Origin of the sequence: Suicoccus acidiformans (genome assembly GCF_003546865.1) — a bacterium.
GTDB lineage: Bacteria > Bacillota > Bacilli > Lactobacillales > Aerococcaceae > Suicoccus > Suicoccus acidiformans.
Genome location: NZ_CP023434.1, coordinates 1,624,194 through 1,649,136, shown reverse-complemented (window position 1 = coordinate 1,649,136; position 24,943 = coordinate 1,624,194). Strand labels below are relative to the sequence as shown.

Here is a 24,943-nt window from a genome sequence, read left to right as displayed (position 1 = left end):
TCTTCTGAAGCGGTATAAGAGCTTTAAGAGAAGCTAAAAAAGAGGCCTTGAGGCCTCTTAGTGAGCGTTTAATAATAGTAATATGCACCGTTCGTTAGGATAGATGCAATATCATGGATACTCATATCAGAATTCAAATTGTAGGTGCCTGATTGGATTGATTCATGTAATCCCCAAGCATCTAATAATTCTTGGAATTCACTTGCTGACGCAATAAAACCTTGGCTTTCCAGTTGTTGGGCGATATCTGACGAGGTTGAGCCGCTTTCGACAGTAAAGCTTCCGACTGTATCCGGTTCAGCTTCTGGCGTGGTGGTTGCTTCTTCCGTTAATTCTTGGCCCTGTGACTCATCACCTTCATTATCAGTATCATTGGTCGGTGTCGTTTCATCTTGATTCCCTGTTAAGCGTGTCAGGGAAGCATTGTCTCGCTGGAGCGAAGCAATTTCACCCTCAAGGCTCGAAATAACACTGAAGGATTCATCAAGTTGCTCTCGCTCGGAGAGGAGCGATTCCCGGTCACTGACCAGACTTTGAACCTCTGCTTCTCGCTCAGCCAGTTGAGATTCAGTTTCTGCACTTGTTCTTTCAAAGATACTATTTAATTCAACTCCTGGGACAGGGGCATTACCTTGGACAAATGTTGTGTAAAGGCCTGTAATAACCGCTGAGGCAAGAAAGCCAATGCCTAGATTACGCAATGTGCTTTTTTTCATAGAACTTACCTCCTTAACGATTCTCGATATAATCGTCGACGACGTTCTGAATCGTGATTGTATTTAAATTGACGGCTTGGCTAATTTCGTGCATTGTATAGCCTTGTGAGTATAGTTGAATAATTTGCTGATGAGCCTCATCACTAACCGCCTCAGGCTCAACGGCTATCTCTTCGCCTACTTCCAGCACATCCTCTTCATAAGCAATCGTAGGCTCGCCTTCTTCAGGATAAGTATCGCTCGTTGGGCCCGCTACTGGTGCAAACGTTGTTTGTTGCTCAAGTTCGGCCAAGCGTGTTTTGACATTATACAATTCCTGAGATTGTTGAACAGAATATTCGTTGATTCTTTCTTCAACATCGACATCATCCTCAGCAAAGAAGGATGCGACTAATAAGACAATAGCGATAGCTAAAAGAACAATCACTAAAATCCATATATCCATAAGAACACCTCTTTCAGTTTTATACTACTTTCTAATTTTAGCAAATATACTCACATATGCCAATTAAAAGAATGTAACAAATGCATCTCTTTCTGTAAATATGACGGAGTGGGGGATATTTTTTTATTTTTGGACTAGTAATTTCTCTTTGATATGGTATAATCTTAAGGTGTTTGTAAGAAACAATGTAATTTATAGTTGGGAGGATACATAACATGCGCGTTAATATTAACTTGGAATGTACTGAATGCGGTGAACGCAATTATTTAACGAACAAAAATCGTCGTAACAATCCAGATAGAATTGAAATGAAGAAATATTGCCCACGTGAGCGCAAAGTGACGCTCCACCGTGAAGTTAAGAAATAGTTCATTTCTTTATGATAATATAGGGTCTGTGCTAAAGCGCAGGCCTTATTTTTTTTTGTAAAGAAATGTGATACACTGGTTTATATTATGAATGAGGAGCTATGTTTATGGATCGAAAAAAAGGCATCCGCCAGGACTGTCTAGCCAAGATGCAAGCTATTTCTCCGGCGGACCGAACGCATTGGCAAAGGCATATGAGCGAGGCTTTATTAAAACTTCTACAAAGTAGAAACGTGCAAACCTTAGCCTTGTATTATGGCTTTGCCCCTGAATTTGAAACCGTTCAATTAATGGCTTATTTAAAAGAAAGCTTGCCTGATTTGAACTTTGCCTTACCGCGAATTGAGCCGGAGCGTCAAATGACCTTTCGTTATTTTAATTCGAAGGCTGATTTAGAAACTGTACAAAAGCATATTCAGCAGCCTAAAGCAACTTGTACTGAAGTAAAGCCGGAGGACATTGATTTGATGCTGGTGCCGGGCTTGGCTTTTCAAAGGAACGGTTGGCGCATTGGTTTCGGTGGTGGGTATTACGACCGCTTTCTGGCCAAATGTCCTCAGCAAACTTTATCCCTTGTCTTTCCGCCTCAATTATATGAGACAGGTTATTGGGAGGGAGAAAGTCATGATATACGTATTGATGAAATACTGACGATGACTGCTGAAGGAGTGACACTATGGTAAGAAGGAAACCTTATGTTACATATTTTTTCCTGGCAGTTAATATCTTGGTTTATGGGTACATGTTGCTGCGTTATGGGACGACCCAATCCAGTGAAGTGCTCCTGTTAACAGGAGCTAATTATACCCCGCTGATTGTCCTAGAGAACGAATGGTGGCGCCTTATTTCAGCAGCCTTTATTCATATCGGTTTTACACATTTATTGATGAACGGCATTAGTTTATTCTATCTTGGACAGGACTTAGAACAATTTATGGGTCATGGCCGCTTTGCATTCATTTATTTGGCATCTGCTATTGGTGGAAATCTATTCTCCTATGCCTTTAGTTCAAATACTGTTTCGGCTGGGGCGAGTACAGCTATCTTTGGCTTATTTGCAGCCTATGTCGCTTTAGGGCGGCTGTATAGTCATGTTCCCATTCTCCAGCAAAGAGCAGCGAGTTATACTGTCTTGATTGCTATCAACTTTATTAACGGTATTCTATCCGGCGGGGTGGATAATTGGGGGCACTTAGGTGGAGCTGTCTATGGTCTGGTGATTACCATAGCAATTGGTTTGCCGAATTACCATCGATTGTCAGGACGGCAAAGGTTCTTAGCGCTTCTTGTGCTACTAATATTAAGTGGTGTACTCGTATTTATCGGTATTCAGAAAGTACACCTTGCTTTTGGCTTGTAAAAATGAAAGGGGATTTCCAATGGAAAATGCATTTATTATTGCGATTGATTTAGGCGGAACGTCGGCTAAGCTGGCCATCCTTCAACCAAGCGGCGACATAGTATCCCAGTGGTCTGTTCCAACTGATATATCAGATGAAGGCTCACATATTGTTCCCAATCTGATTGCTGCAATCCGCCAGCAGGTGGCTGATTTGCACTTAAATATGGCAGATTGCCTAGGTATTGGCATGGGGACACCTGGTACAGTGAATGTCCAAGATCGCACAGTGATTGGCGCCTATAATTTAAACTGGGCGAAACGCCAGAATATCGGGGAAGCTTTTGAAGCGGCCTTTGGTTTGCCCTTCTACTTAGACAATGATGCGAACGTTGCCGCCCTGGGTGAACAATGGCTAGGAGCTGGTGATGGGGCAAGCGATGTAGTGATGGTGACACTTGGAACGGGTGTTGGCGGTGGGATTGTTAGCGCAGGCGAGTTGCTTCATGGTGGAAGTGGGGCAGCTGGTGAGATTGGTCATTTGACCATTGACCCACATAGTTCGATTCAGTGTACTTGTGGGAAAGTGGGCTGCTTGGAAGCCTTGGCTTCCGCAACGGGCATTATGAATTTAGCTCGCTTGCACTTGACCCACACACAGCACCAAACAGAAGTAAGCCAGCGTTTAGCTGCGGGGGAAGCGTTGACGGCGAAAGACATCTTTACAGCGGCAGAAGCTGGCGATGCCTTCAGCCAAGAAGTGGTCAAGCAATTCTGTAATTATTTAGGCCTAGGCATCTCGCATATTATTAATATGCTGAACCCAAGTATTATTGTCTTGGGCGGGGGCGTTTCGCAGGCTGGTGAATTTCTGCGAGCCAATGTAGCCAAGCAGACAGAGAAATATCTCTTCCCTGCCTTATTAAATACCTATGAAATAGTCTTAGCCACTTTGGGGAATGATGCAGGAATTCTTGGTGCCTGCCAATTAGTAAATTTAGCGAGATAAAGGGAGTTAAATGATGAGCTTTTTGAATTTTATGTTTACTGTTATTGTTATTATTGCTGCTGCCATTGGAATTTATTACTTGGTGCATTGGATTATGCGTAAGCGTTCAGCCGAAGTCGTTACAAGTGATGAAATTCAAGCGAATATTCGCCGGGTGCAGGTCATTGATGTGCGGGAGACACCAGAATTTAATGCCAAGCATATTCTTGGTGCCCGCAACATTCCATACTCACAATTCAAGATGCGCTTTAGTGAATTGCGTAAGGATCGGCCGATTTATTTAGTGGATGAATCAATGACCATCGCCTCACGCTGTGCTAATATCTTAAGGAAGAATGGCTATGAAGATGTCTATATCTTAAAAGACGGCTTTGAGAGCTGGACCGGAAAAGTGAAAAGTGAATTATAAAAAAAGGCCGAGCACTTTTGCATGCTCGGCTTATTTTTATAGATTGTAGTAGAAAGACATTATGAGACTGACAAGGATTGTGCCGATGAGTACAAGAACAATACTTCCTGCTAATATCTTAACCATTCGGTCCATTTTAGATTTTTTCTTTTTTGCCATAATTTCACCCCAATGTTTGATGCAAGTATTGTAACGAATTCAAATAGAAGATTCAATAGGAATATAAGAATTCACTTTTAAGTTTGTGAGAAATTTGTTAGAATGAGTGAGTATAAAAGATAAGGAGGCAGATACATGTCGAAGCAACAGATTGGTGTCGTAGGAATGGCCGTAATGGGTCGCAATATTGCATTGAATATTGAAAGCCGTGGCTACTCAGTAGCCTTGTATAACCGTACAGGCTCAAGAACAGAGGAAGTTCTAGCCGAAAACCCTGATAAGAACTTAAAAGGAACGTTCTCCATTGAAGAGTTCGTAGATAGCTTAGAGAAACCGCGCAAAATCCTTCTAATGGTGCAAGCCGGTCGGGGAACGGATGCAACAATCGAAAACTTATTACCACATCTAGATGAAGGAGATATTCTCATCGATGGGGGGAATACATTCTTCCAAGATACCATTCGTCGTAACGAATACTTAGCAGATTCTGGCATTAACTTTATCGGTACAGGTATTTCTGGTGGTGAAGAGGGCGCTCGTTTCGGTCCTTCAATTATGCCAGGTGGACAAGAAGATGCTTATGAATTAGTTAAGGATATTCTTGAAGCTATTTCAGCTAAAGCTGAAGAAGATGGGGAGCCTTGTGTGACCTATATTGGGCCAGATGGAGCCGGTCATTATGTGAAGATGGTTCACAATGGTATCGAATATGGGGATATGCAACTGATTGCTGAATCATACGACATTATGCACCGCGGTCTAGGCATGTCTGCCCAGGAAATTGGCAAGATTTTCCAAGAGTGGAATGAAGGGGTATTAGATAGCTTCTTGATGGAAATTTCTGCCCAAATCCTTCAAACAGATGACCCTGAAACAGGTAAACCAATGGTTGAAGTGATCATGGATAAAGCAGGCAATAAAGGGACAGGTAAGTGGACAAGTCAATCAGCTCTGGATTTAGGTGAGCCATTGACTCTGATTACGGAATCTGTCTTTGCCCGCTATATCTCTGCTCAGAAAGATGCGCGTGTGCGGGCGAGCCAAATCATTCCAGCAATGGAAGTTAAATTATCTTTCAATGAAGAGGAAAAGCAAGCATTCATCCAAGATTTGCATGATGCTTTATACTTCAGCAAGATTATGAGTTATGCCCAAGGTTTCGCGCAACTTCGTTCCGCCAGCGAGGAGCATGAGTGGAACTTACCATATGGTGAAATTGCGAAGATCTGGCGTGCAGGCTGCATTATTCGGGCGAAATTCTTACAGAACATTACTAATGCCTATGAGAAGAATCCTGACTTGGAGAACTTAATGTTAGATGAGTATTTCTTAGAAATTATTCAAGCTAACCATGGTGCAGTACGCCGCGTAGTGTCACAAGCGATTCAAGCTGGTATTCCAGTGCCGACTTATCAAGCAGCTATTGCCTATTATGATTCATATCGCTCAGAAGTTCTACCAGCAAATATGATTCAAGCCCAACGCGACTTCTTCGGTGCCCACACTTATGAACGGGTTGACAAAGAAGGCGTTTATCACTTCCTGTGGAATGAAGGTAAAGAAGTACAGATTGAAGATTAAGTACGATGAATCGAGCAACAGCCAGAACACGAAAGACTGTTCAGGTTGTTGCCTTTCTGTTTTAAATTGCTTAAAGATTCTCATGGCATAAAATCATCCGAACTTAGAAAGATAGTGTTATAATGGATTTTTCTAAGAATATGAGGTAAACTAAAGTGAGAAATTGAAGTGAACAAATTAATTCATTAAAGGGGGATTTCTAATGGCTGAAACTGAAGGCAAACGTGTATTAATTATTGAAGACGAGAAGAACCTTGCCCGTTTCCTGGACTTAGAACTTCAACACGAGGGCTATGAAACACATATCTGTTACGACGGACGGTCAGGCTTAGAAGTGGCACTGAATGAAGAATGGGACGTTATATTATTAGACTTAATGCTCCCTGAATTGAATGGTTTAGAAGTGTGTCGTAGAATTCGACCAGTCAAAGATACACCTATTATTATTATGACCGCGCGTGATTCGGTGATGGACCGTGTTTCTGGTTTGGATCAAGGGGCCGATGATTACATCGTTAAGCCTTTTGCGATTGAAGAGTTGTTGGCTCGCTTACGGGCATTGTTCCGCCGCTTAAGCCATGAAGAAGAGCAAAGAAATGCACAGCAACCAACGGTTGAATACCGGGACTTAGTTATTGAGAAAGCGAATCGCATTGTTAAACGTGGCGATGAGATTATTAACTTAACCAAACGTGAGTATGAGTTACTTCTCTTCCTTATGGAGAATGTTAATATGGTCCTGTCGAGAGATGTTCTTTTGGATAAAGTTTGGGGCTATAAGTCTGAAGTAGAGACGAACGTTGTGGATGTTTATATCCGTTATTTACGTAATAAAATTGATCGACCCGACCAAGAAAGTTATATCCAAACCGTTCGTGGAACAGGTTATGTGATGAGAACGTAAGCCAATGAAAGAGAGTTTGAAAGAACGTTTCCAGCAGCCCCTGTCCCTGAAGTGGAAATGGGGGCTGTTCACTTTTATCGCTTTTGCTATTCTCTTTATTATCTTGCTCGCGCTGACGGCTACTTTTTACCGCCAGCAGCAGACCAATCAATATGTGGCTGCGCAACAAGTAAGCTATACTCATTTTGAGAAGTTGGCGAGGAATCGTGGTTCAGTTCATACGAGTCAGGATCTAGAAGAATTTGCCTTTATGAGCGAAGAGTTTACCGATGAGGCCATAATTATCCGCCTCTTGGGCTCGAATGATAATGTAATGTATGAGTCTGAGAATTTCCCGATGAGTCATGCGGAACTTACGGAGCAATTATCGTACGGTGAAGAGAACGGCCAAACTTTGCTTTATGCTTCCTTTGAGATGACCGATGATCGTTGGGTAGAATCGCCACAACAGGTGCAATACATTGTCTTGATGGCTGACTTTGAAGCAAGCTTAGCCTCACAACATCATCGCTTTTACAGTATGTTGTTTCTAGGGCTTGTCTTAATTGCTTTGATTGCATTTATATTAAGCCGGCACTTCCTCAGACCCTTAACCTATCTGATTAACTCTTTGGACCTGGTTGAAGAGGAGAACTTGTCTGATATTCGGATGCGAAAGCCAAGCAGTCAAGATGAGTGGAGTGATTTGAGCCTTCATTTAAATCGCCTACTGGATAAGATTGACCACTATGTTACGAATCAGAAGCAGTTTGTTGAAGATGTGTCCCATGAACTTAGAACACCTGTGGCCATTGTTGAAGGGCATTTGAAATTGTTAAATCGCTGGGGTAAGGACGACCCAGAGGTTCTGGATGAGTCGATTAGTGCTTCCTTGCAGGAAATCCAGCGGATGAAAGAACTGGTTCAAGAAATGCTTGACCTATCTCGGGCCGATCATGTGGATGTAGATTACAAAGACGAAATTACCGAAATTTACTCAACCACCCGCCAAGTATTCGAAAATTTCAAAATGATACATCCAACCTTTAATTTCTTCCTGGATGACGATCAACAAGACAACTTGCCGCTATATGTCCGCATGTACCGAAATCATTACGAACAAGTCTTAATCATCCTACTAGATAATGCTGTTAAGTACAGTCTCAATCGCTTGGAAATACATATTTCCATTAGTCAAGGGATGAATACAGTTGAAATCGCTGTGCAAGACTTTGGTGAAGGTATGAGTGAAGAAGATAAGGAACGTGTCTTTGGGCGCTTCTACCGGGTAGATAAAGCTAGATCACGTGAAAAGGGTGGCAATGGTCTAGGTTTAAGTATCGCCAAGGAGTTAATCAATGGTTATCGCGGTGATATTCGCGTGGAGAGCTCCTTAGGAAACGGCTCGATTTTCTATATCGAATTGCCTATTCTAGCGGATCAGATGCAAATAGAGAAGAGCAAAGCCATTGCTGAAGCAAAGCGGAAGAATCATCCGGATTATTTTAGCGAATTACCATAAGCTCACCCCATAGAAAAACAGCAAGTAAACCTAGTTAGGCTTACTTGCTGTTTTAGATTATTTATTTCTTACGTTTCTGCTGGCGACCTTCGTTGCGACGTTTGTTGGCCTTGACTTGTGTCTTTGTTGGGACAATGCGGCCGTCGGTGGCTTGATTAGGTCTTACTTTCTTTTTACGCTTTGGTTGATTTGCGTATTTCTCCATTTCATCTGTAATTAAGCGCTCGACCCGAGGTTTAACAACATGGTTGGTAATCGCCTGTTGGATGACCATGAAGATTCCACCTGCTAGGAAATATAAAGCGAGTCCAGCTGCAGATGCATATGAAATCCAGGCAAACATCAGTGGGTTCATTAATAACATGGTTTTGTTTGTTTGGGCTGCTTGATTATTATCTGCTTGTGGCATAGTTTTCATCGACAGCCAGCTTTGCAGTAAATAGACGAGGACTACGAGGACCGTCAGTAAGAGGCTCGGTTCACCCAGGGGAATACCTAAGAAGGTACTTGTCAGGATATTCTTGGATGAGCGAATCGCTGCATAAACAGCAGAGATAATCGGCATTTGAATGAGTAATGGTAAGCACCCGGACATATTGCCCATCATATCAATGTCGTATTTCTTATATACCGCCATTAATTCATTGTTCAACTCGGCTTGCAGATTAGGATCATTCGTTGCTTGAATTTCCTCTTGGATTTCATTGATTTCCGGTTGAGCAATCTTCATCTTTGCTTGTGTCATCATAGAATTGCGCGTCATGCGAATACTTGACGGCATCATAAGCAAGCGGGTAATAATTGTGATGATTATAATAGCTATCCCATAGCTGCCTGAGAAGAGGTTGGCAAGCCAGTCGAGTAAGCGTGCCGTAGGTAAGCCAAGGTACTGATAGATAAAGCCAGTAGGCTCACCTGTTTCGGTATAAGAGACACACCCTGTTAAGAAGAGGGCGGCAAAGAAAAGTAAACCTAACAAGTAGAGTTTACGTTTAGTGGTAGATTTCATACATTTCACTCCAAATATTTTCATGTTATTTAACTATATTAAAATCATGGACAAATAGCAATTGTTTTCTTAAGAAATCCGTAGGAATTAATACACAATTTGGAAATCTTGGTAAGTCTTGTCCAAGGTAATTGACTGGCAGGTGAGGTCTTCAATACGCATATATCGCGGTTGCATATCTTTTAAAGCCTGACAGAATGTCTGGATTTGCTCGGCTGAATCCGTTTGTGCGATAATTTTAACATGGCCATCACTTAAATTACGTACGGTTCCATATACTTGCTGCCGGTCAGCTAACTGCTTGGCATACATGCGGAAGCCTACACCTTGGACCCTTCCACTGACTAAAATTTCATATGAATTCATGAACACTCGCTCCTTTTACGCCTCGAAAATTAAACCTGGGCGTGTTATACTAAAAGACGGTGTTTATTATATCATACTCAAGATAAGAAAAACTTAGAAAGGAGCAAAAATGGCAAAACAGAAAAAGAAAGATTACTCAGCAATCTATTTAGTTATCGGGCTAGTGCTTGCTTTTGTATGCTTATTGGCACTGTTTCAATGGGGTTTCTTAGGGATTCTCATTGCGAATCTTGTGCGACTGGTGGTAGGTGAAGCGTATGATTTGTTGCTAGTCTTCTTACTCTATCTCGCTGGCGGACTGATTGCTAAGGGATACTATACGTCGATTGGCTGGCGTAAGCGAATCGGCTCTTTTATGATTTTCTCGGCAATTACGTTGCTTTTACATGTCGAACAATTTGCCCAGGTTGATCTCTTGAATCAATCGATCTTTAAGGAAACCTTTCAAATATTCCGCAATGAGCTTTTAGCAACGCAAATCGATGAAGTCTTAGGCGGTGGGATGCTAGGAGCCTTGTACTTTGAATTGTGTGGGTATCTCTTTGGCAAATGGGGCAGTTATTTACTTGCTGGCCTTGTCTTTGCCATCGGCTTGTTCCTCTTCTTAGAGATACCTCATAAAGCCTTCGTTGAATCAATGAAGGCCGTCGGCAGATCACTGAAACGTTTAGTCTATGGCTTTGGTAATTCGCTTTTAAGTATCCGCACTGTTTTTAATGCAAGGCCGGAAGCAGGGACATTTACTTCAGAAGATGAGTCAGTGGAACTTCAGGTAGAAGAAAGTTGGGAAGAGATGAATATTGAACAGGAAGATTTCCAGCCAGCAGTCGAAAAGAAGGCACCTCGAAAACGCAAATGGGGTGTGGAACGGTTATTTTCCTTTTTGGATGAGGATGAACCCAAGCAAACGCCGCGCTTTGAAGCAAATTATCAGCCGGCTTTTCGAGGTGAAGAGCGTCATTATAGTGAACCTTACACGGCTAAGGAACCGCCAGCCCAGACTGCTGCTCGGGAGCGCTCTACTCAAGAAGAAGTGATCTTGGATTTAGATTATTTCGATCAGATGCAAGACCCGCCTAAGAGACGTCCCCTTGATGTGCCGGCAAGTCGGAATGCGGAAATTGTTGGGCCTGACTTAGGCGAAGTTCCCCTCACGGAACCAACCTCCCTTGAATCGCATGTGGAACAGGCTAAGGCCCCCATCCTTTCAAATGACCAAGCTTTAGAAACCGAGATAAAGGCTGAAGCAACAAGTCCGGTTGAGTCAAGGGAAGTTGAAGCTGGGCAGGTGTCGGACGCATTCGTGGACAGGTCAAATAAGGGTGACAGTGCCATGCATTGGCAAGAAGGCGCCAACCAAACACAAAGCCTCACTTCAGACGCTATGGATGAACAATTGGCTGCCGATGATGCTGCAAGCATGAAGCAGAAGCCTACGCAAAGGAGTAAGGGTCGCCAGTATCAATTACCAAGCAAAGCCTTACTCACGAAACGTGAACCGGTGGATCAATCTGAAGAATATGAGCATATCAACCGGAATATTGATAAATTAGAGCAAACCTTTGCGAGTTTTGGTGTGGATGCAACCGTTGTTAAAGCGAATTTAGGTCCAGCGGTAACCAAATATGAGGTAGAACCTGCAGTGGGTGTAAAAGTTAGCAAGATTGTCTCCTTATCCGATGATATTGCCTTAGCTTTGGCTGCGCGGGATGTTCGCATGGAAGCGCCGATTCCCGGTAAATCGCTCATTGGCATAGAGGTACCTAACAAGCAAATCAGTCCCGTGTCTTATTATGAAATTGTCGACGCTGCAACCGATTCAAAGAAAATTCTAGAAGTCCCCTTAGGAAGAGATGTTTCTGGGCAAATCTGCTTAGCAGACTTAAGCAAAATGCCCCACTTGCTCATGGCGGGGGCCACTGGAAGTGGGAAATCAGTTGGGATGAATGTGATTATCACTTCACTTCTCATGAAAGCACGACCCGATGAGGTGAAGTTTCTCATGATTGACCCTAAGAAGGTTGAGTTGACAATGTATAATGACATTCCGCACCTCCTATCACCTGTTGTGACTAATCCGCGTAAGGCGGCTCGAGCTCTAAATAATGTAGTGGTAGAGATGGAACGCCGTTATGAGCTTTTTGCTGCGAGTGGGGTCCGTAATCAAGATAGCTATAACGAATATGTCGATGAATTAAATCGCAAAGAAGGGACCGCCTATGAGCGCCTGCCTAAAATTGTCGTATTTGTTGATGAGCTGGCAGATTTGATGCTAGTCGCCAGTAATGAAGTTGAAACGGCGATTACCCGCCTTGCGCAAATGGCCCGGGCTGCGGGAATTCATATGATCATTGCAACCCAAAGACCTTCAGTAGACGTGATTACGGGGATTATTAAAGCAAATATTCCGTCACGTTTAGCCTTTGCTGTCTCAAGCGGCACGGATTCGCGGACAATTCTAGATAGTAACGGTGCTGAGAAATTACTTGGCCGAGGCGATATGTTATTCCAACCAATGGGTATGAATAAGCCAATTCGTGTCCAAGGGGCTTATATCTCTGACGCAGAGGTAGAGCGTGTGGCAGACTTTATCCGCCAACAAGCAGAACCAGATTATGATGAGGCTATCATTGTAACGGATGAGGCGATGGAGCAAGCCGATGTATCAGAAGATGAGTATTTCGATGAAGCAGTAGAATTAGTCAAGACGCAAGAAACTGTGAGTATTTCCCAGTTGCAAAGGAAATTCCGGATTGGCTACAATCGGGCTGCTCGTTTGATTGATGACTTGGAAGCCATGGGCTATGTCGGCCCGGCTGATGGTAGCAAGCCAAGGGAAGTGTTTATTCAAGAGTAAAATCCGAACATTCCGGATTATTAATAAGAAATATAGTAGATTTTATTTCTCATGAACGCATTTATTATTTATAATAAGGCAGACCGATGATATGACAGAGTTTTTATTTGGATTCTCGGATTATCTGCTATATAATAGGTTTATCAACAGAGGAGGCGTTTTCAATATGAAGAAATTTCTAACATCAGCGATGGTAGCATTAGCAGCAATAGGTGTTGTAGTGCCGACAGCCGTTTCAGCACAAGAGGATGATTTCTCAACCGTGATGATTACAGACCAAGGTGGTGTCGATGATAAGTCTTTTAACCAAAGTGCTTGGGAAGGTATTCAAGAGTGGGGGCAAGCAAACGGCCTAGAAGAAGGCGTGAATGGTTATCACTATTTGCAATCAAATACAGACTCTGACTATATCACAAACTTGAACAATGCTATTTCAGCCAACTTTGATTTGATTTTCGGGATTGGCTTCAAATTAGAAGCTGCAGTGCAACAAATTGCTGAACAAAATCCAGAGCAACACTTTGCCATGGTAGATGCAAATGTTGATTTACCAAATGTTGTATCGGCGAATTTTAAAGACCATGAGGCAGCATTCTTAGCGGGTGTAGCTGCAGCTATGAGTACAGAAACCAACCATGTTGGCTTCGTTGGTGGAGTGGAAAGTGTCATTATTGATCGCTTTGAAGCAGGTTTTGTCGAAGGCGTAAAAGCAGTCAATCCTGATGTGGAAATTTCAGTTGAGTATGTCGGCAGTTTTGTAGATGCTTCCCAAGGTAAGCAATTAGCGGCAGCAATGTACGCAAACGGTGCAGATATTATCTTCCAAGCAGCTGGAGATTCCGGTAACGGTGTCTTCTCTGAAGCGCGTGACCTTGTGACAGCCGATCCTTCTAAGAATATTTATGTCATTGGGGTAGACCGTGACCAAGAAGAAGAAGGACTGGTTGAAGTTGATGGCGAAGAGCGTCGTTTAACCTTAACGTCAACCTTAAAAGGTATTGGCCCAGCGGTTAAAACCTTGTTGGATGAAGCCAAAGCAGGTAATTTCCAAGCAGGCAATCGCGTATTTGGTTTAGCTGAAGACGGAGTTGGCATTACAGAAGGTCAGTTATCTGAAGATGTACTGACTGCCTTAGAAGACTACAAGGCACAAATTATCGCTGGTGAAATCGAAATTCCCGAAACACCAGAACGTTAATCATTCTTTCTCACTGGCGAGCACTAAACATTTATCATGTTTAGTGCTTTTTTAGAGGAAGTGATTTATATTTTTTGTAAAATAGCGTATCTACTTGCGGGAGTAATTTACGGGTCAGATGCGTAGAAGGATTAGAAATGAGGGGACAAAATGGATGCAGGTCAAGCAGCGGTCATATCAATGGTTGATATATCCAAGCGTTTCGGCGATTTCTATGCTAACAAGCATATTAACTTAGAATTACGGCAAGGTGAGATTCATGCATTATTAGGGGAGAATGGCGCGGGTAAGTCGACACTCATGAATATGCTATCTGGGATTCTTGAGCCTACTTCAGGACAGATTTACTTAAAAGGTGAAGCGGTTCAAATTGACTCGCCTAATAAAGCCAATCAACTAGGCATTGGGATGGTCCACCAGCACTTTATGTTAATCAGTGCCTTTACCGTGTTAGAGAATATTATCTTAGGGGATGAACCTACTTCAGGATTACTTCTGGATAAAGCTTCGGCACGTCAACGGATTGAGAATATCTCTGAGCAGTACGGCTTACGAGTGGATTTAGATGCACGGGTGCAAGATATTAGTGTCGGTATGCAACAAAGGGTTGAGATTTTAAAGGTATTATACCGCGGGGCGGATATTCTAATCTTTGATGAGCCGACGGCGGCTTTAACACCACAAGAAATTGACGATTTGATGCTAACGCTTAAGGCGCTTACGCAAGAAGGACACTCGATTATTATCATTACGCACAAATTGGATGAAATCAAAGCTGTGGCTGATCGTTGTACGGTGATTCGTCGGGGTCAATCGATTGATACGGTGGATGTGGCTACTACGACTGCCAATGAATTAGCTAATATGATGGTTGGAAGGAATGTCGTCTTTCAAACGGCGAAAGAACCCGCTAAGCCAACGGAAGAAGCTCTCCTGGTCGAGAATTTGACGGTGCAAGACTACCGCGGTTTAAATGCTGTAAATGGCTTAAGTTTTACAGTTCGCCAAGGAGAAGTGGTCGGCATTGCAGGAATTGATGGAAACGGTCAAAGCGAATTGATTCTTGCCCTAAATGGCCTCTTGCCAATTGAATCCGGTAAAGTGTATGTCAAAGGGGAAGATGTAATGGACCATTCCCCGCGTGCTATTTATGAAAGACGGGTAGGTCATATTCCGGAGGACCGTCATCGTCATGGCTCAATCCTGGATATGTCTGTGTCAGAAAACCTGGCTATACGAGATTATAAAGAGCGCCAGTTTTCCAATAATGGTTTCTTGAAAGAGCAGGCGATGGATGAGCATGCACGGGAGCTGATTACAGCTTACGATGTGCGGACGACATCAGAGAAGGCACTCATGCGCTCCTTATCAGGAGGAAATCAACAAAAAGCGATTATTGCGCGTGAATTGTCGGTTCATCCCGATGTTCTGATTGCAGCCAATCCAACACGGGGATTGGACGTTGGAGCAATTGAATTTATTCATGAGGAGATTATCCGCCAACGTAATGAGAATCGGGCAGTGCTATTGATGAGCTTCGAATTGGATGAAATCTTAAATGTCTCAGACCGAATTCTCGTCATGTATGAAGGGAAGATTGTTGCGGACCTTCCTACAGAAGAGACAAATGAACAGGAATTAGGCTTAATGATGGCTGGAACGAGCTATGAAGAAGTTCTAGCGCTACGAGCAGAAGGGAGTGAAGGATAATGACGCAAAGTAAATGGCAATCACTCTTAGTCCCAGTTCTATCAGTTATTGTAGGTTTATTATTTGGCGCAGTGATTATGTTACTTTTCGGCTACAATCCGGTTGATGGCTACCAAGCACTATTAGAAGGTGCCTTAGGAACGCCGTTTAATATTGGGCAAACGCTGCGGGCGGCTACCCCCTTAATTTTTACGGGCTTGGGCTTTGCGGTGGCTTATACGGCGGGCTTTTTTAATATTGGTTTAGCCGGTCAAGCGCTGTTTGGCTGGTTGGTATCCGTTTGGGTTGGTTTAGCCATGCTCGATTCACCGAAATGGCTTGTCTTACCGCTAGCTATTCTGGCTGGTGCGCTTGCTGGGGCCTTATGGGCCGCTATTCCAGGGATTTTGAAGGCTTATTTCGACACGAGTGAAGTGATTGTGACCATTATGCTGAATTATGTCGCAGTGTATATTGCAGATTACCTTATTCGCAACGTCTTAACTGATCGAGCCGATGCGACACCTTTTGTTGGGGCGAATGCTTCCTTAAGAACAGAGTGGCTGACAGAGCTGACCAATGGTTCCACCATGCATGCCGGTTTCTTCTTAGCACTTCTCTTTGCCGTAATTGCCTATATCTTTATTAATCGAACCACCTTTGGCTTTGAATTAAAAGCGGTTGGCTTAAATAAAGATGCCGCAGAGTATGCCGGGATGAATGTAAAGCGTAATATTATAATTGCCATGGTCATCTCAGGTGCTTTAGCTGGACTTGGTGGTGTGATGAATGGTTTAGGTGAATTCCAGAATATCTTCTTGACCAACGGCGTAGCGCCAGCCATTGGCTTTAATGGTATGGCAGTTGCCTTATTGGGTCTGTTGAATCCGTTCGGTGTTGTTCTAGCCGCGATATTATTTGGTGGTTTGATGACTGGTGGAAATATTATGCCACTGACCGCTGGAATTCCTTCTGAGATTGTGGATATTGTTATTGCCGCCATTATTTTCTTTGTTGGAGCTAACTATATTATTACCTTCTTCTTAAATCGTCGTAAAGTCCGCTCGGCGGTTGATAATGAAGATGTGATTCAGCAAGGAGGTCAAGAAGGATGATACAAACATTAGCATTGATTGTCTCTTCAACATTAGTTTACTCAGGTCCACTGATTTTCACAGCCCTTGGTGGTGTCTTTTCGGAAAGAAGTGGGATTGTAAACGTAGGCCTTGAAGGTATTATGGTTATGGGTGCGTTTGGCTCAGTCATATTTAATTTGTTTACTGCGGATACCTTCGGTGCTTGGACACCGTGGTTAGGTTTGCTTATTGGTGGCTTGGTGGGAATTCTCTTCTCCTTAGTCCATGCAGTTGCAACGGTACACTTACGGGCGGACCACATTATTTCCGGGACCGTGTTGAACTTGGTTGCTCCGTCCTTGGGGGTATTCTTAACCCGTGAATTATTTGCTGGTAAAGGGCAAACAGATATGATCGCTGAATCCTTTGGCTATGCGAATATTCCCCTCTTGAGTCAAATCCCTGTCATTGGTAATATCTTCTTCAAGTCCACGTCCTTGCCAGCTTATGTTGGAATTTTGTCTGCCTTTGTTGTTGCCTTCATTATTTACCGGACGGCTTTTGGTTTGCGCTTGCGTTCAGTCGGGGAACACCCGCAAGCCGCGGATACCCTCGGGATTAATGTGTACCTCATGCGTTACATTGGTGTCTTGTTATCCGGCTTCTTTGGGGGAGTAGGGGGTGCTGTATTAGCCCAATCTATCTCCTTAAACTTCTCTGTATCGACAATTGCCGGCCAAGGCTTTATGGCCATGGCCGCGATGATCTTCGGGAAATGGAATCCAGTTGGAGCCATGGGCGCAGCGCTATTCTTTGGTTTTGCCCAGAGTTTGGCAGTGGTTGGCTCACAAATTCCACTGATTAGTAGTATTCCATCAGTTTATTTGCAAATCGCGCCTTATATTATTACAATTATTGTACTCGTTAGTTTTGTTGGACGTTCACAAGGTCCGGCAGCCAATGGTACAACTTATGTGAAAAGTAAGTAAATTGATTAGTTGTGCAGCTCTCGTGTGGCTGCACTTTTTTAATGGAGTAAAGGAATTGGAAACGTAGATAAGTTTGGCTCTTTGTCAAATAGGGTTGATGAGTAAATTTAAGGTCAAGCGACTAAATTTGTTGCTTGATCTTTTTCTTTGTTCTTAGGTTCATAAAGTCGGCACATGAGTAATATTCTGTCTCTAAAATGACTGAAGTTTCTGTAACCATAACCATTGCGTTTGAGTAGTTTAATCTTATTATTAATCCCTTCGATAGGACCATTACTAAGGCCTGCATGTGTGAGTGTGTTATGGATATATTCCCCATACTTTCTGAACGTCCTTAATACACGCCTTAAGCCTTTTGAAAGTGTCATGGACCGGCTTTGTGCCAAAATCTCTTGATATCGTTGCCAGTTCCTATCCCTTAAGGCATCGCCCAATTGATGCACCATTTGATAGGTATCCTTCAAGACGTCGTCGTGCTGAATGAGATAGTCCACAATGCTACGAGTATTGGTTAACCAATCAAACAGTGGGAAGCGATGGTATTCAGTAGACATTAAGTCGCTTTTTGGTTTGAGTATTAATTTCCAATAACGCTTAAGTTTATTATAGAGTCTTGAATCTTTATAACGAACCTCGTTCATGTAACGAATTCGTGTCCGATCTAATTCGCGATTTAAGGCTTGAATTAAATGGAACGGATCAAGAATAATCTTTGCATTTGGAAACCATCGCTTTGCCAGGTGCATGTATGGTTCGTACATATCTATCGTAATGGTTTGAACTTGGTAACGTGCTTGGCGACTAAACCTTGAGAAATAAGCACTGAGTGAGTGTGTTTTTCTGTCTTCGACCACATCTACGATTTTATGTGACAGTGTATCACAACAGATGAAGCTCATCGCTGCTTTAACCGACTTAACGCTTTTAAATTCATCAAAGGATAGATGCTCAGGCAACTGTTCAGTGGACCGTATTCGAATAGCTCGAGCAGTTTCATGAATCACCCGTCGGACTGTATTCGGTGATACAAAGGTATCTTTGGCGATATCTGTTTCACAAGTGACTCTTGTGGCGCGGTCCATAATCTGTTGTTTGACTTGATTAGTAATATAGCAGTCAGGATTAACGATGGATGTCTTCGCTGTAAATGACCGCCCACAGGCTTTGCATAAAAAGCGTTGCTTAGCTAGGATTAAGTAAGCAGGTAAGCCTGATTTGGCTGTTAATGTCAGACGAGAGGAGCGTTTTCCATTACTGACAATGACATAATCATTATTGGCAATGCCACAATGAGGACAAGCCTCCGGTTTATATGCCAATGTTCCTCGATAAAAGAGCGATGTTCGCCCTTTGAATTCTATCTCTTCACAATAATCCATATCGATTTCAATGTTTTTGTCTTTTAATTGGAAGGTTTTTTCGATAAAATGATTCATACGTAGATGTTCTCCTTTATTATTGGGTCAACTTTAATATTAAAGAACATCTGCGTTTTTTGCACTTAAAAACGGTCGAGAAATTTCCATCAACCGTATTTATTTTAGAACCATAAGTTTTCCTTAGACAGGAGTTTAGGATTGAAAGAAATGAAGTCAGGTATCCATTTATTAGTGGAACCATCGTCGAAATATAAAACCAACGCGCTATCACTGAAGTTTATTATGCCTTATGATTCGAAAGAGGCGATTCAATTAACCCTACTGGCACGCATGTTTGAAGCTGGTTCAAAGGCCATTGGCAACCGTAGTCAACTGGAACAAGCTTTAGCTGATTTATATGGGGCTAGCTTAAGCGTGGGAGGACGCCGGCGGGCGGATTATTATGAATTCACCTTAAATTCGCAAATGTTAGCAGATCAGTTCTTGCCTGAGGATGGTCTGATGCATAGTTGGCTTGACCTGTTAGCTGATTTAGTCCTCAATCAAGCCTTTGATGCAAGCGATGAAGTGATGCAAGCTCGATTTGCTCTGGAGAAAGAACAACTTGCGCGCCAATTGAAGCGTCGCCAAGATAATAAGAAGCAATTAGCAGCCCGTAAACTAAAGGAACACCTCTACCAAGGCTCACCAGAGGCTTATTTAGGTGCTTATGGGGATGAGGCCTTATTGGATTCGCTAACTTTAGAAGATTTACAAAGAGTCTATGATAAGTTACTGCAAAAGGCTCAAATTGTCTGTGTAGCACATGGGCGTTTAAGTGAAGCTCAACTTGAGACATGGTTGAATAGCCTAGCGTTCAGGGCGTGTCCGGTGGTATATAGCTATCAAGACTTAAGGCTTGCAATTAAGCCACAGGCAATTGCTTTCCAAGATGAAGTCATTGAAGCCAATCAAGGGAATTTAGCCATGGCTTTGGCTACAAATTATGGTGTAGACGATCGGGAGCGATTAAAAGCGAATGTGGCGAATGCGATTTTCGGGCAATTGCCCTCTTCGGCTTTATTTATGAATATTCGGGAACGTGATAGTTTGGCATATTCCATTCATTCGACTTTAGATGTTTACCGGGAGCTGATGATTGTTCAAGCCGGGATTGATTCGACTAAAGGCAAAGAGGTGTATGAGAAAGTATTCGATGAGTTACACAAAGTTGCTCAAACACCGATTAATCCGGCATACTTCCAAGAGGTGAAGTTAACTATCCTAAGTAATCGGGTTCAGGCTCAGGATTATCAGTGGTTTGAATTAGAATTAGTATTTCTGGATTGGATGAATCCAGCTAGTGATTATTCTTTAGCAACTTATGAGGCGAATTTGCAAGCACTCACAGAAGCTGAAGTGCGGCAAGTTTTATTAGATTTGACGCTATTAGGGGCATATTTCTTAAAAGGAGGTGAGGCTTAATGCAACGTAAGCAGTATGATTTGATCCAAGAGACACTTTACTCAAAGACGTTACCCAATGGCTTGCAAGTGCTTATCTTGCCAAAAGCCGATTACCATAAGGTGTATGGTATTTTTACAACGCATTTCGGCTCGAATATCCAGAAAATTCGCAACCGTGATACCCAAGAACTACACGAAATCCCCGCCGGGGCAGCTCATTTTCTAGAACATAAACTCTTTGAAGGTCCAGACGGTGAGGATGCCTTCCAACTATTCATGCATCAAGGGGCTAATGCGAATGCATTTACCAATAATCATCAGACTAGTTATTTATTTGATGGGTCGTTTGATATTTCACAGAACATTGAAATTCTCCTAGACTTTGTACAAAATCCTGCCTTCACCCCAGAAGGTGTCGCAAAGGAAAAAGGAATTATTACGCAAGAAATCTTGATGTATTTAGATCAGCCGATCAGCCGTGGTCTTCAAGCTTTGATGGAACATCTATATCCCAACCACCCCGCAGGCATGGATATTACAGGCAGTGTTGAATCAGTTAATGCTACTACGTACGAAGCATTGAAATTAGCTTACGACACTTTCTATCATCCGAGCCAGATGGTTCTGGTCATTGTAGGGCAGGTAGACCCGGAAGCGACTATGGAACTGATTGCTCACAATCAAGCAGGCAAAACCTTTCAGCCAACGCCATTTGAAGGGGTCTTTGACCCGATTGAAGCCCCACCACTTCCTCCAAGTCACATTGAAATGGCTGTTGCTCAACCGTTTGTATTTGCTGGCTTGCGTATGGATGCTGAAAGTCTGCCTTCTGGCCAAGACCGTTTGCGCTTAGAACTTGTGAGCGATATCTTCTTAGAATTGCTGATGGGGCCAAGTTCACCAACCTTCCAAGCGTGGCTTAACGATGCAATCATTGATGCCAATTTCGGCTTTAATATTGAAATGGAGCCCCATACGCATCATTTATTAATGTATACGACATCCATGGATGCAGAAGCTACCCTTAAAGCCTGGCAATCACACTTAAGTCAGTGGCAACATTCAGCGCATTTCACCCGAGAAGCCTTTGCACAAGTTGTTCGTGGTACGATTGGCGATCACTTGCAACTATTGAATTCCTTAGAAGGCATCGCCTATAATTTGACCGATGGGGCGCTTAATCATTATGATGTATTGGCTTCTTTAAGCCTTCTTAAAGAGATTAGCTTTGATGAGGTGCTAGCTTACGGTGAGCAATACATCCAAGCAGCTTCATGGACGAGTGTGACACTTCAGCCCAAAAAGTCATAAAAACAATCAAAACATCGATAAACCGTCTGGAATTATGCTATAATGGTTCTCAGTAATTTATAGTGCAAAGGAGCTATGAAGCGATGAGTGAGTTAGGATCAAAATTGCGAGAAGCCCGGATTGAACGGGGCTATACCTTAAATACCTTGCAACAAATGACCAAAATACAAAAGAAATACTTGCAAGCAATTGAAGAGGGCAATTATGAAGAGATGCCCGGCGATTTCTATGTGCGAGCTTTTATCAAGCAATATGCTGATATGGTGGGCTTGAATGGAAGTGATTTGCTTGAAGAATATGAAGCCGAATTAAAGGAGAATGCTGAGCAGGCAAAGGAGACTCAGCCGCAAGAAACCCCCTCAGATTTACCTTCACGCAAAGAGCGATTTAGAAGTGATGAGAAGAGCAATTTAGAAATTCTGATGGGTTATGCGCCACTCTTCCTATTAGTATTGGCCATTATTATGATTATGATTATGCTGATCCTTGCCATTAATCGGATTAATCAAGCCAATGAGCAAGAAGCCAACCTTGAGGAAAGAACCCCAAGTATCGTAAGTGTCTTAGAACCTGAATCGGTTGCCTCAGAAAGTTCGAAAGAATCTTTAAGTGAAGCAAGCACTTCACAAGAAAATCAGCCTGCTTTAGGAGAGAATGACATTCAAGTAGGTGACGCTGTACTAACGCGAGTAACGGCCGAAACCGGCGAAACAGCTTATCAATTGAATGGACCTTTCAGTGCTTACGAATTTGAAGTAAGAGGAAATGCTTATGTTTGGGTTGGTATCGTTGAGGATGATATGATGGTTGTAGACACTACGATGAGTGCGGACGACACCTTAGAACATAAAGCTAGTTCAGGCGTATCCCAAGTACGTATCCGTTTAGGATATCCAGAAGGGGCCGATATCTATGTTAACGGGGAGAAAGTAGAGTCACCAGACCCTTATATTCAAGATAGCATCTTATTTATCGCTGCCGACCAGCCAGCAAGTGAACAAGATGAGTCATCTTCAAATGAGACCATCGATTTGAATATTCCAGAAGATGATACAAATAGTAATCAAACGGAAGCAACATCTAGCCAGGAAGAGTACACTGGCTACCAAGGCCCAGCAGTTTATGCACCGAATTATTAAGAGAGGGGCATTTAAATGAATATCGCTAACAAATTAACCGTCTTTCGGATGCTTTTAATTCCTGTATTCCTTGTGTTAATGCTAGGGAACTTCTCCTGGGGGGCGATAAAACTTGCAACGGGTTCTCTGCCGGTGTCCCAATTGCTGGCAGGCTTAATCTTTATTGGGGCAAGTTTTACCGATTACTTAGATGGTTATCTTGCTCGTAAGCATAATTTAGTGACCGCTTTTGGCGAGTTCTTCGATCCGATGGCTGATAAATTGCTAGTCATTGCAGCCTTAATCGTAATAGTCGAGAAAGGCTGGGCACCCAGCTGGGTTGTTATCATTATTGTGAGCCGAGAATTATTAGTCACCGGACTAAGGGTTCTCCTTGCCAGAGCTAATGGCAAGGTGATGGTAGCCGCCATGCCCGGTAAAATCAAGACGGTCACACAAATGTTAGCGATTATTTGCTATTTATTTAACGACTTTGGACTTCGTTTATTTGGCTATTCTCCGGCAAATATTCTACTTTATATTTGCTTATTCTTTACAATTTATTCTGGCATAGATTATTTCTACCAAGGTCACTTCGTATTTGATGGACCGAAGTAGGTAGTGACTCATGTGTTGAGCTTAGTGAGGAGACTAGGACAAATTTGGCTTTCTAGGAAATTCAGCAGTAGACGTCTACTGTTGAATTTTTTAAAATTCACAGAAAATTCAAGATGGTTTTCGGGTCTGAAATGAGTATATATAAGAGAGGGGCAAAATATGAAAACAGAAATTATTGCAGTCGGAACAGAAATATTGATGGGGCATATTGTTAATACGAACTCACAAGACATTGCCCAAGCCTTGCTAGGCATTGGATTGGGGACATATTACCAACAAGTTATTGGCGATAACCCAGAACGTATGAAAGAGGCCTTCGCTTTAGCCGGTAGTCGGTCGGATATTATTATCGTATCAGGCGGCTTAGGTCCTACTCGCGATGATATTACCAAGCAAATGCTTGGTGAATACTTAGGCCAAGAATTGGTAGCCGATCAAGGGCAACTCGATAAAATCAAAGACTACTTTAAGACAAGAGAGGGAGGAATTACCGAAACGGATTACTTCCAAGCTCTGACTTTTAAAGAAGGGGAGACCTTCTTTAATGAAGTGGGCTTGGCATGTGGGAGTGTTTACCGCAAGGACCTTGACAATGGACAACAACAATACTTTATTGTGTTGCCTGGGCCACCCTTTGAAATGCGACATATGTTGCACCATTATTTACTACCTTACCTTACGAAAGAAATTTACCAAGATCACGTGATCGAGTCCCTCTATGTGAATTTCTACCGAATTGGTGAGGCAAAAGTAGCTGAAATCTTGGATGATTTGATTGTTGAACAAACCAATCCAACGATTGCGATTTATGCGCAACCCAGAAGGGTGACGGTACGCATTACGGCATCTTACCCAACCTATAATGAGGCGATGGCAGCCAATCAAGCTTTAGCAGAGCAGATAATCGAGCGCTTAGCTCCATATTTCTTAGGCTATGGGGAGCATTATTCCCTTGAACATTACGTGGTTGAGCAGATGAAAGCTGCTAACTTACGTTTAAGTGCAGCCGAAAGCTTGACGGGCGGTTTAGTTATGGAAGCTTTAACGGAAGTTCCCGGCTCATCAGAAGTTCTTACCGGTGGTTTTGTCACTTACCAAACTGAATCAAAGACAACTTTATTAGGTATTGATTCAAGCTTTATCCAAGAGCATTCGGTTGTCAGTGAAGCTGTTGCTAAGGCGATGGCTGAAGCAACTTTGGCAAAGACGGGTACGGATTTGAGTTTGGCTTTAACCGGTGTTGCCGGTCCCGATAGTTTAGATGGCCGCAGAGCAGGGACGGTATTTATCGCCTTAGCTGTTAAAGATCAAGCTATCCAAGTCAAGCAATTGGATATCCGTCACCGACCGCGAGGTGTGGTGCGGGATATAGCTAAATCAGAAGCACTATCCATGGTTAAGCAATGGCTTGACCAGAATGTTTAGAACAAAAGTTCGTCTTTTTCTTGCTTTTTCCG

Annotated in this window: 23 protein-coding genes; 18 read left to right on the top strand and 5 right to left on the bottom strand. The window is 42.8% G+C overall.

Features of this window, described 5'->3' with window-relative positions; translation table 11 throughout:
• Window positions 1-68: 68 nt before the first annotated feature.
• Together CL176_RS07760 and CL176_RS07755 are read right to left on the bottom strand one after the other, a co-directional pair.
• Complete coding sequence (locus tag CL176_RS07760; protein ID WP_118990792.1) at window positions 69-716, bottom strand: endolytic transglycosylase MltG; 648 nt, start codon at window positions 714-716, stop codon at window positions 69-71.
• A gap of 13 nt (window positions 717-729) precedes the next feature.
• Window positions 730-1,161 carry a helix-turn-helix domain-containing protein gene (locus tag CL176_RS07755; RefSeq protein ID WP_118990791.1) on the bottom strand — a complete coding sequence of 144 codons (432 nt, stop codon included), beginning with the start codon at window positions 1,159-1,161 and terminating at the stop codon, window positions 730-732.
• Window positions 1,162-1,376: 215 nt separating this feature from the next.
• On the opposite strand from CL176_RS07755, the gene rpmG reads away from it, so the two are divergent.
• The 8 genes from rpmG (at window position 1,377) to CL176_RS07715 (ending at window position 8,431) form a co-directional block, all read left to right on the top strand.
• Complete coding sequence (rpmG, locus tag CL176_RS07750) at window positions 1,377-1,529, top strand: 50S ribosomal protein L33 (RefSeq protein WP_118990790.1); 153 nt, start codon at window positions 1,377-1,379, stop codon at window positions 1,527-1,529.
• Window positions 1,530-1,636: 107 nt separating this feature from the next.
• Entirely contained in the window at window positions 1,637-2,212 is a 576-nt protein-coding gene (locus CL176_RS07745) for a 5-formyltetrahydrofolate cyclo-ligase (RefSeq protein ID WP_162890893.1), read from the top strand.
• On the top strand, window positions 2,206-2,889 hold the full coding sequence (locus tag CL176_RS07740) for a rhomboid family intramembrane serine protease (RefSeq protein ID WP_118990788.1): 684 nt from the start codon (window positions 2,206-2,208) through the stop codon (window positions 2,887-2,889). Before CL176_RS07745 ends, CL176_RS07740 begins: the two co-directional genes overlap by 7 nt.
• Before the next feature lie 19 nt (window positions 2,890-2,908).
• Window positions 2,909-3,877, top strand: a complete 969-nt coding sequence (locus tag CL176_RS07735) for an ROK family glucokinase (protein WP_118990787.1) — start codon at window positions 2,909-2,911, stop codon at window positions 3,875-3,877.
• A gap of 13 nt (window positions 3,878-3,890) precedes the next feature.
• On the top strand, window positions 3,891-4,286 hold the full coding sequence (locus CL176_RS07730; RefSeq protein ID WP_240430433.1) for a rhodanese-like domain-containing protein: 396 nt from the start codon (window positions 3,891-3,893) through the stop codon (window positions 4,284-4,286).
• Between the two features lie 294 nt (window positions 4,287-4,580).
• Complete coding sequence (gndA, locus tag CL176_RS07725) at window positions 4,581-6,026, top strand: NADP-dependent phosphogluconate dehydrogenase (RefSeq protein WP_118990786.1); 1,446 nt, start codon at window positions 4,581-4,583, stop codon at window positions 6,024-6,026.
• 202 nt (window positions 6,027-6,228) lie between these two features.
• Window positions 6,229-6,930, top strand: a complete 702-nt coding sequence (locus CL176_RS07720; RefSeq protein WP_118990785.1) for a response regulator transcription factor — start codon at window positions 6,229-6,231, stop codon at window positions 6,928-6,930.
• Window positions 6,931-6,934: 4 nt separating this feature from the next.
• Window positions 6,935-8,431 carry a sensor histidine kinase gene (locus CL176_RS07715; protein ID WP_118990784.1) on the top strand — a complete coding sequence of 499 codons (1,497 nt, stop codon included), beginning with the start codon at window positions 6,935-6,937 and terminating at the stop codon, window positions 8,429-8,431.
• Window positions 8,432-8,492: 61 nt separating this feature from the next.
• On the opposite strand, the gene yidC is transcribed toward CL176_RS07715, so the two are convergent.
• Together yidC and CL176_RS07705 are read right to left on the bottom strand one after the other, a co-directional pair.
• Window positions 8,493-9,440, bottom strand: coding sequence for a membrane protein insertase YidC (gene yidC, locus CL176_RS07710; RefSeq protein WP_118990783.1), 948 nt, complete (start codon window positions 9,438-9,440; stop codon window positions 8,493-8,495).
• Between the two features lie 87 nt (window positions 9,441-9,527).
• Window positions 9,528-9,806, bottom strand: coding sequence for an acylphosphatase (locus CL176_RS07705; protein WP_118990782.1), 279 nt, complete (start codon window positions 9,804-9,806; stop codon window positions 9,528-9,530).
• Window positions 9,807-9,915: 109 nt separating this feature from the next.
• Between CL176_RS07705 and CL176_RS12875 the strand changes: the two genes are divergently transcribed.
• From CL176_RS12875 to CL176_RS07680, 5 genes are all read left to right on the top strand, one after another.
• On the top strand, window positions 9,916-12,663 hold the full coding sequence (locus CL176_RS12875) for a DNA translocase FtsK (RefSeq protein ID WP_205528103.1): 2,748 nt from the start codon (window positions 9,916-9,918) through the stop codon (window positions 12,661-12,663).
• A 166-nt stretch (window positions 12,664-12,829) separates the two neighbouring features.
• Complete coding sequence (locus CL176_RS07695) at window positions 12,830-13,861, top strand: BMP family lipoprotein (RefSeq protein WP_118990781.1); 1,032 nt, start codon at window positions 12,830-12,832, stop codon at window positions 13,859-13,861.
• Between the two features lie 150 nt (window positions 13,862-14,011).
• A complete protein-coding gene (locus CL176_RS07690) occupies window positions 14,012-15,571 on the top strand; it encodes an ABC transporter ATP-binding protein (protein ID WP_240430432.1) in 1,560 nt (519 codons plus the stop codon).
• On the top strand, window positions 15,571-16,665 hold the full coding sequence (locus CL176_RS07685) for an ABC transporter permease (RefSeq protein ID WP_118990780.1): 1,095 nt from the start codon (window positions 15,571-15,573) through the stop codon (window positions 16,663-16,665). The genes CL176_RS07690 and CL176_RS07685 overlap by 1 nt, the downstream gene beginning before the upstream one ends.
• Complete coding sequence (locus CL176_RS07680; protein ID WP_118990779.1) at window positions 16,662-17,615, top strand: ABC transporter permease; 954 nt, start codon at window positions 16,662-16,664, stop codon at window positions 17,613-17,615. Before CL176_RS07685 ends, CL176_RS07680 begins: the two co-directional genes overlap by 4 nt.
• Before the next feature lie 113 nt (window positions 17,616-17,728).
• On the opposite strand, the gene CL176_RS07675 is transcribed toward CL176_RS07680, so the two are convergent.
• Window positions 17,729-19,051, bottom strand: coding sequence for an ISL3 family transposase (locus CL176_RS07675; RefSeq protein ID WP_118990778.1), 1,323 nt, complete (start codon window positions 19,049-19,051; stop codon window positions 17,729-17,731).
• Window positions 19,052-19,201: 150 nt separating this feature from the next.
• On the opposite strand from CL176_RS07675, the gene CL176_RS07670 reads away from it, so the two are divergent.
• The 5 genes from CL176_RS07670 to CL176_RS07650 all read left to right on the top strand — a co-directional run bounded on the left by CL176_RS07670 (window position 19,202) and on the right by CL176_RS07650 (window position 24,911).
• Window positions 19,202-20,458, top strand: coding sequence for a M16 family metallopeptidase (locus CL176_RS07670; protein WP_240430623.1), 1,257 nt, complete (start codon window positions 19,202-19,204; stop codon window positions 20,456-20,458).
• On the top strand, window positions 20,458-21,750 hold the full coding sequence (gene yfmH, locus CL176_RS07665) for an EF-P 5-aminopentanol modification-associated protein YfmH (protein ID WP_118990776.1): 1,293 nt from the start codon (window positions 20,458-20,460) through the stop codon (window positions 21,748-21,750). Before CL176_RS07670 ends, yfmH begins: the two co-directional genes overlap by 1 nt.
• Before the next feature lie 83 nt (window positions 21,751-21,833).
• A complete protein-coding gene (locus CL176_RS07660) occupies window positions 21,834-22,889 on the top strand; it encodes a helix-turn-helix domain-containing protein (protein WP_118990775.1) in 1,056 nt (351 codons plus the stop codon).
• Between the two features lie 15 nt (window positions 22,890-22,904).
• Window positions 22,905-23,486 (top strand): CDP-diacylglycerol--glycerol-3-phosphate 3-phosphatidyltransferase, encoded by a 582-nt coding sequence (pgsA, locus tag CL176_RS07655; protein WP_118990774.1) that lies wholly within the window; start codon window positions 22,905-22,907, stop codon window positions 23,484-23,486.
• Between the two features lie 159 nt (window positions 23,487-23,645).
• Window positions 23,646-24,911 (top strand): competence/damage-inducible protein A, encoded by a 1,266-nt coding sequence (locus CL176_RS07650; RefSeq protein WP_118990773.1) that lies wholly within the window; start codon window positions 23,646-23,648, stop codon window positions 24,909-24,911.
• The last annotated feature ends 32 nt before the right edge of the window (window positions 24,912-24,943 follow it).

Bases quoted from the DNA above. Each gene is read 5' to 3' on its own strand.
- CL176_RS07675 (WP_118990778.1), bottom strand. From the start codon at position 19,051: ATGAATCATTTTATCGAAAAAACCTTCCAATTAAAAGACAAAAACATT.
- CL176_RS12875 (WP_205528103.1), top strand. From the start codon at position 9,916: ATGGCAAAACAGAAAAAGAAAGATTACTCAGCAATCTATTTAGTTATC.
- CL176_RS07660 (WP_118990775.1), top strand. From the start codon at position 21,834: ATGAGTGAGTTAGGATCAAAATTGCGAGAAGCCCGGATTGAACGGGGC.
- CL176_RS07720 (WP_118990785.1), top strand. From the start codon at position 6,229: ATGGCTGAAACTGAAGGCAAACGTGTATTAATTATTGAAGACGAGAAG.
- gndA (WP_118990786.1), top strand. From the start codon at position 4,581: ATGTCGAAGCAACAGATTGGTGTCGTAGGAATGGCCGTAATGGGTCGC.
- CL176_RS07680 (WP_118990779.1), top strand. From the start codon at position 16,662: ATGATACAAACATTAGCATTGATTGTCTCTTCAACATTAGTTTACTCA.
- yidC (WP_118990783.1), bottom strand. From the start codon at position 9,440: ATGAAATCTACCACTAAACGTAAACTCTACTTGTTAGGTTTACTTTTC.
- yfmH (WP_118990776.1), top strand. From the start codon at position 20,458: ATGCAACGTAAGCAGTATGATTTGATCCAAGAGACACTTTACTCAAAG.
- CL176_RS07730 (WP_240430433.1), top strand. From the start codon at position 3,891: ATGAGCTTTTTGAATTTTATGTTTACTGTTATTGTTATTATTGCTGCT.
- CL176_RS07715 (WP_118990784.1), top strand. From the start codon at position 6,935: ATGAAAGAGAGTTTGAAAGAACGTTTCCAGCAGCCCCTGTCCCTGAAG.
- CL176_RS07650 (WP_118990773.1), top strand. From the start codon at position 23,646: ATGAAAACAGAAATTATTGCAGTCGGAACAGAAATATTGATGGGGCAT.
- CL176_RS07755 (WP_118990791.1), bottom strand. From the start codon at position 1,161: ATGGATATATGGATTTTAGTGATTGTTCTTTTAGCTATCGCTATTGTC.
- CL176_RS07690 (WP_240430432.1), top strand. From the start codon at position 14,012: ATGGATGCAGGTCAAGCAGCGGTCATATCAATGGTTGATATATCCAAG.
- CL176_RS07745 (WP_162890893.1), top strand. From the start codon at position 1,637: ATGGATCGAAAAAAAGGCATCCGCCAGGACTGTCTAGCCAAGATGCAA.
- pgsA (WP_118990774.1), top strand. From the start codon at position 22,905: ATGAATATCGCTAACAAATTAACCGTCTTTCGGATGCTTTTAATTCCT.
- CL176_RS07695 (WP_118990781.1), top strand. From the start codon at position 12,830: ATGAAGAAATTTCTAACATCAGCGATGGTAGCATTAGCAGCAATAGGT.
- CL176_RS07760 (WP_118990792.1), bottom strand. From the start codon at position 716: ATGAAAAAAAGCACATTGCGTAATCTAGGCATTGGCTTTCTTGCCTCA.
- CL176_RS07685 (WP_118990780.1), top strand. From the start codon at position 15,571: ATGACGCAAAGTAAATGGCAATCACTCTTAGTCCCAGTTCTATCAGTT.
- CL176_RS07740 (WP_118990788.1), top strand. From the start codon at position 2,206: ATGGTAAGAAGGAAACCTTATGTTACATATTTTTTCCTGGCAGTTAAT.
- CL176_RS07705 (WP_118990782.1), bottom strand. From the start codon at position 9,806: ATGAATTCATATGAAATTTTAGTCAGTGGAAGGGTCCAAGGTGTAGGC.
- CL176_RS07735 (WP_118990787.1), top strand. From the start codon at position 2,909: ATGGAAAATGCATTTATTATTGCGATTGATTTAGGCGGAACGTCGGCT.
- rpmG (WP_118990790.1), top strand. From the start codon at position 1,377: ATGCGCGTTAATATTAACTTGGAATGTACTGAATGCGGTGAACGCAAT.
- CL176_RS07670 (WP_240430623.1), top strand. From the start codon at position 19,202: ATGAAGTCAGGTATCCATTTATTAGTGGAACCATCGTCGAAATATAAA.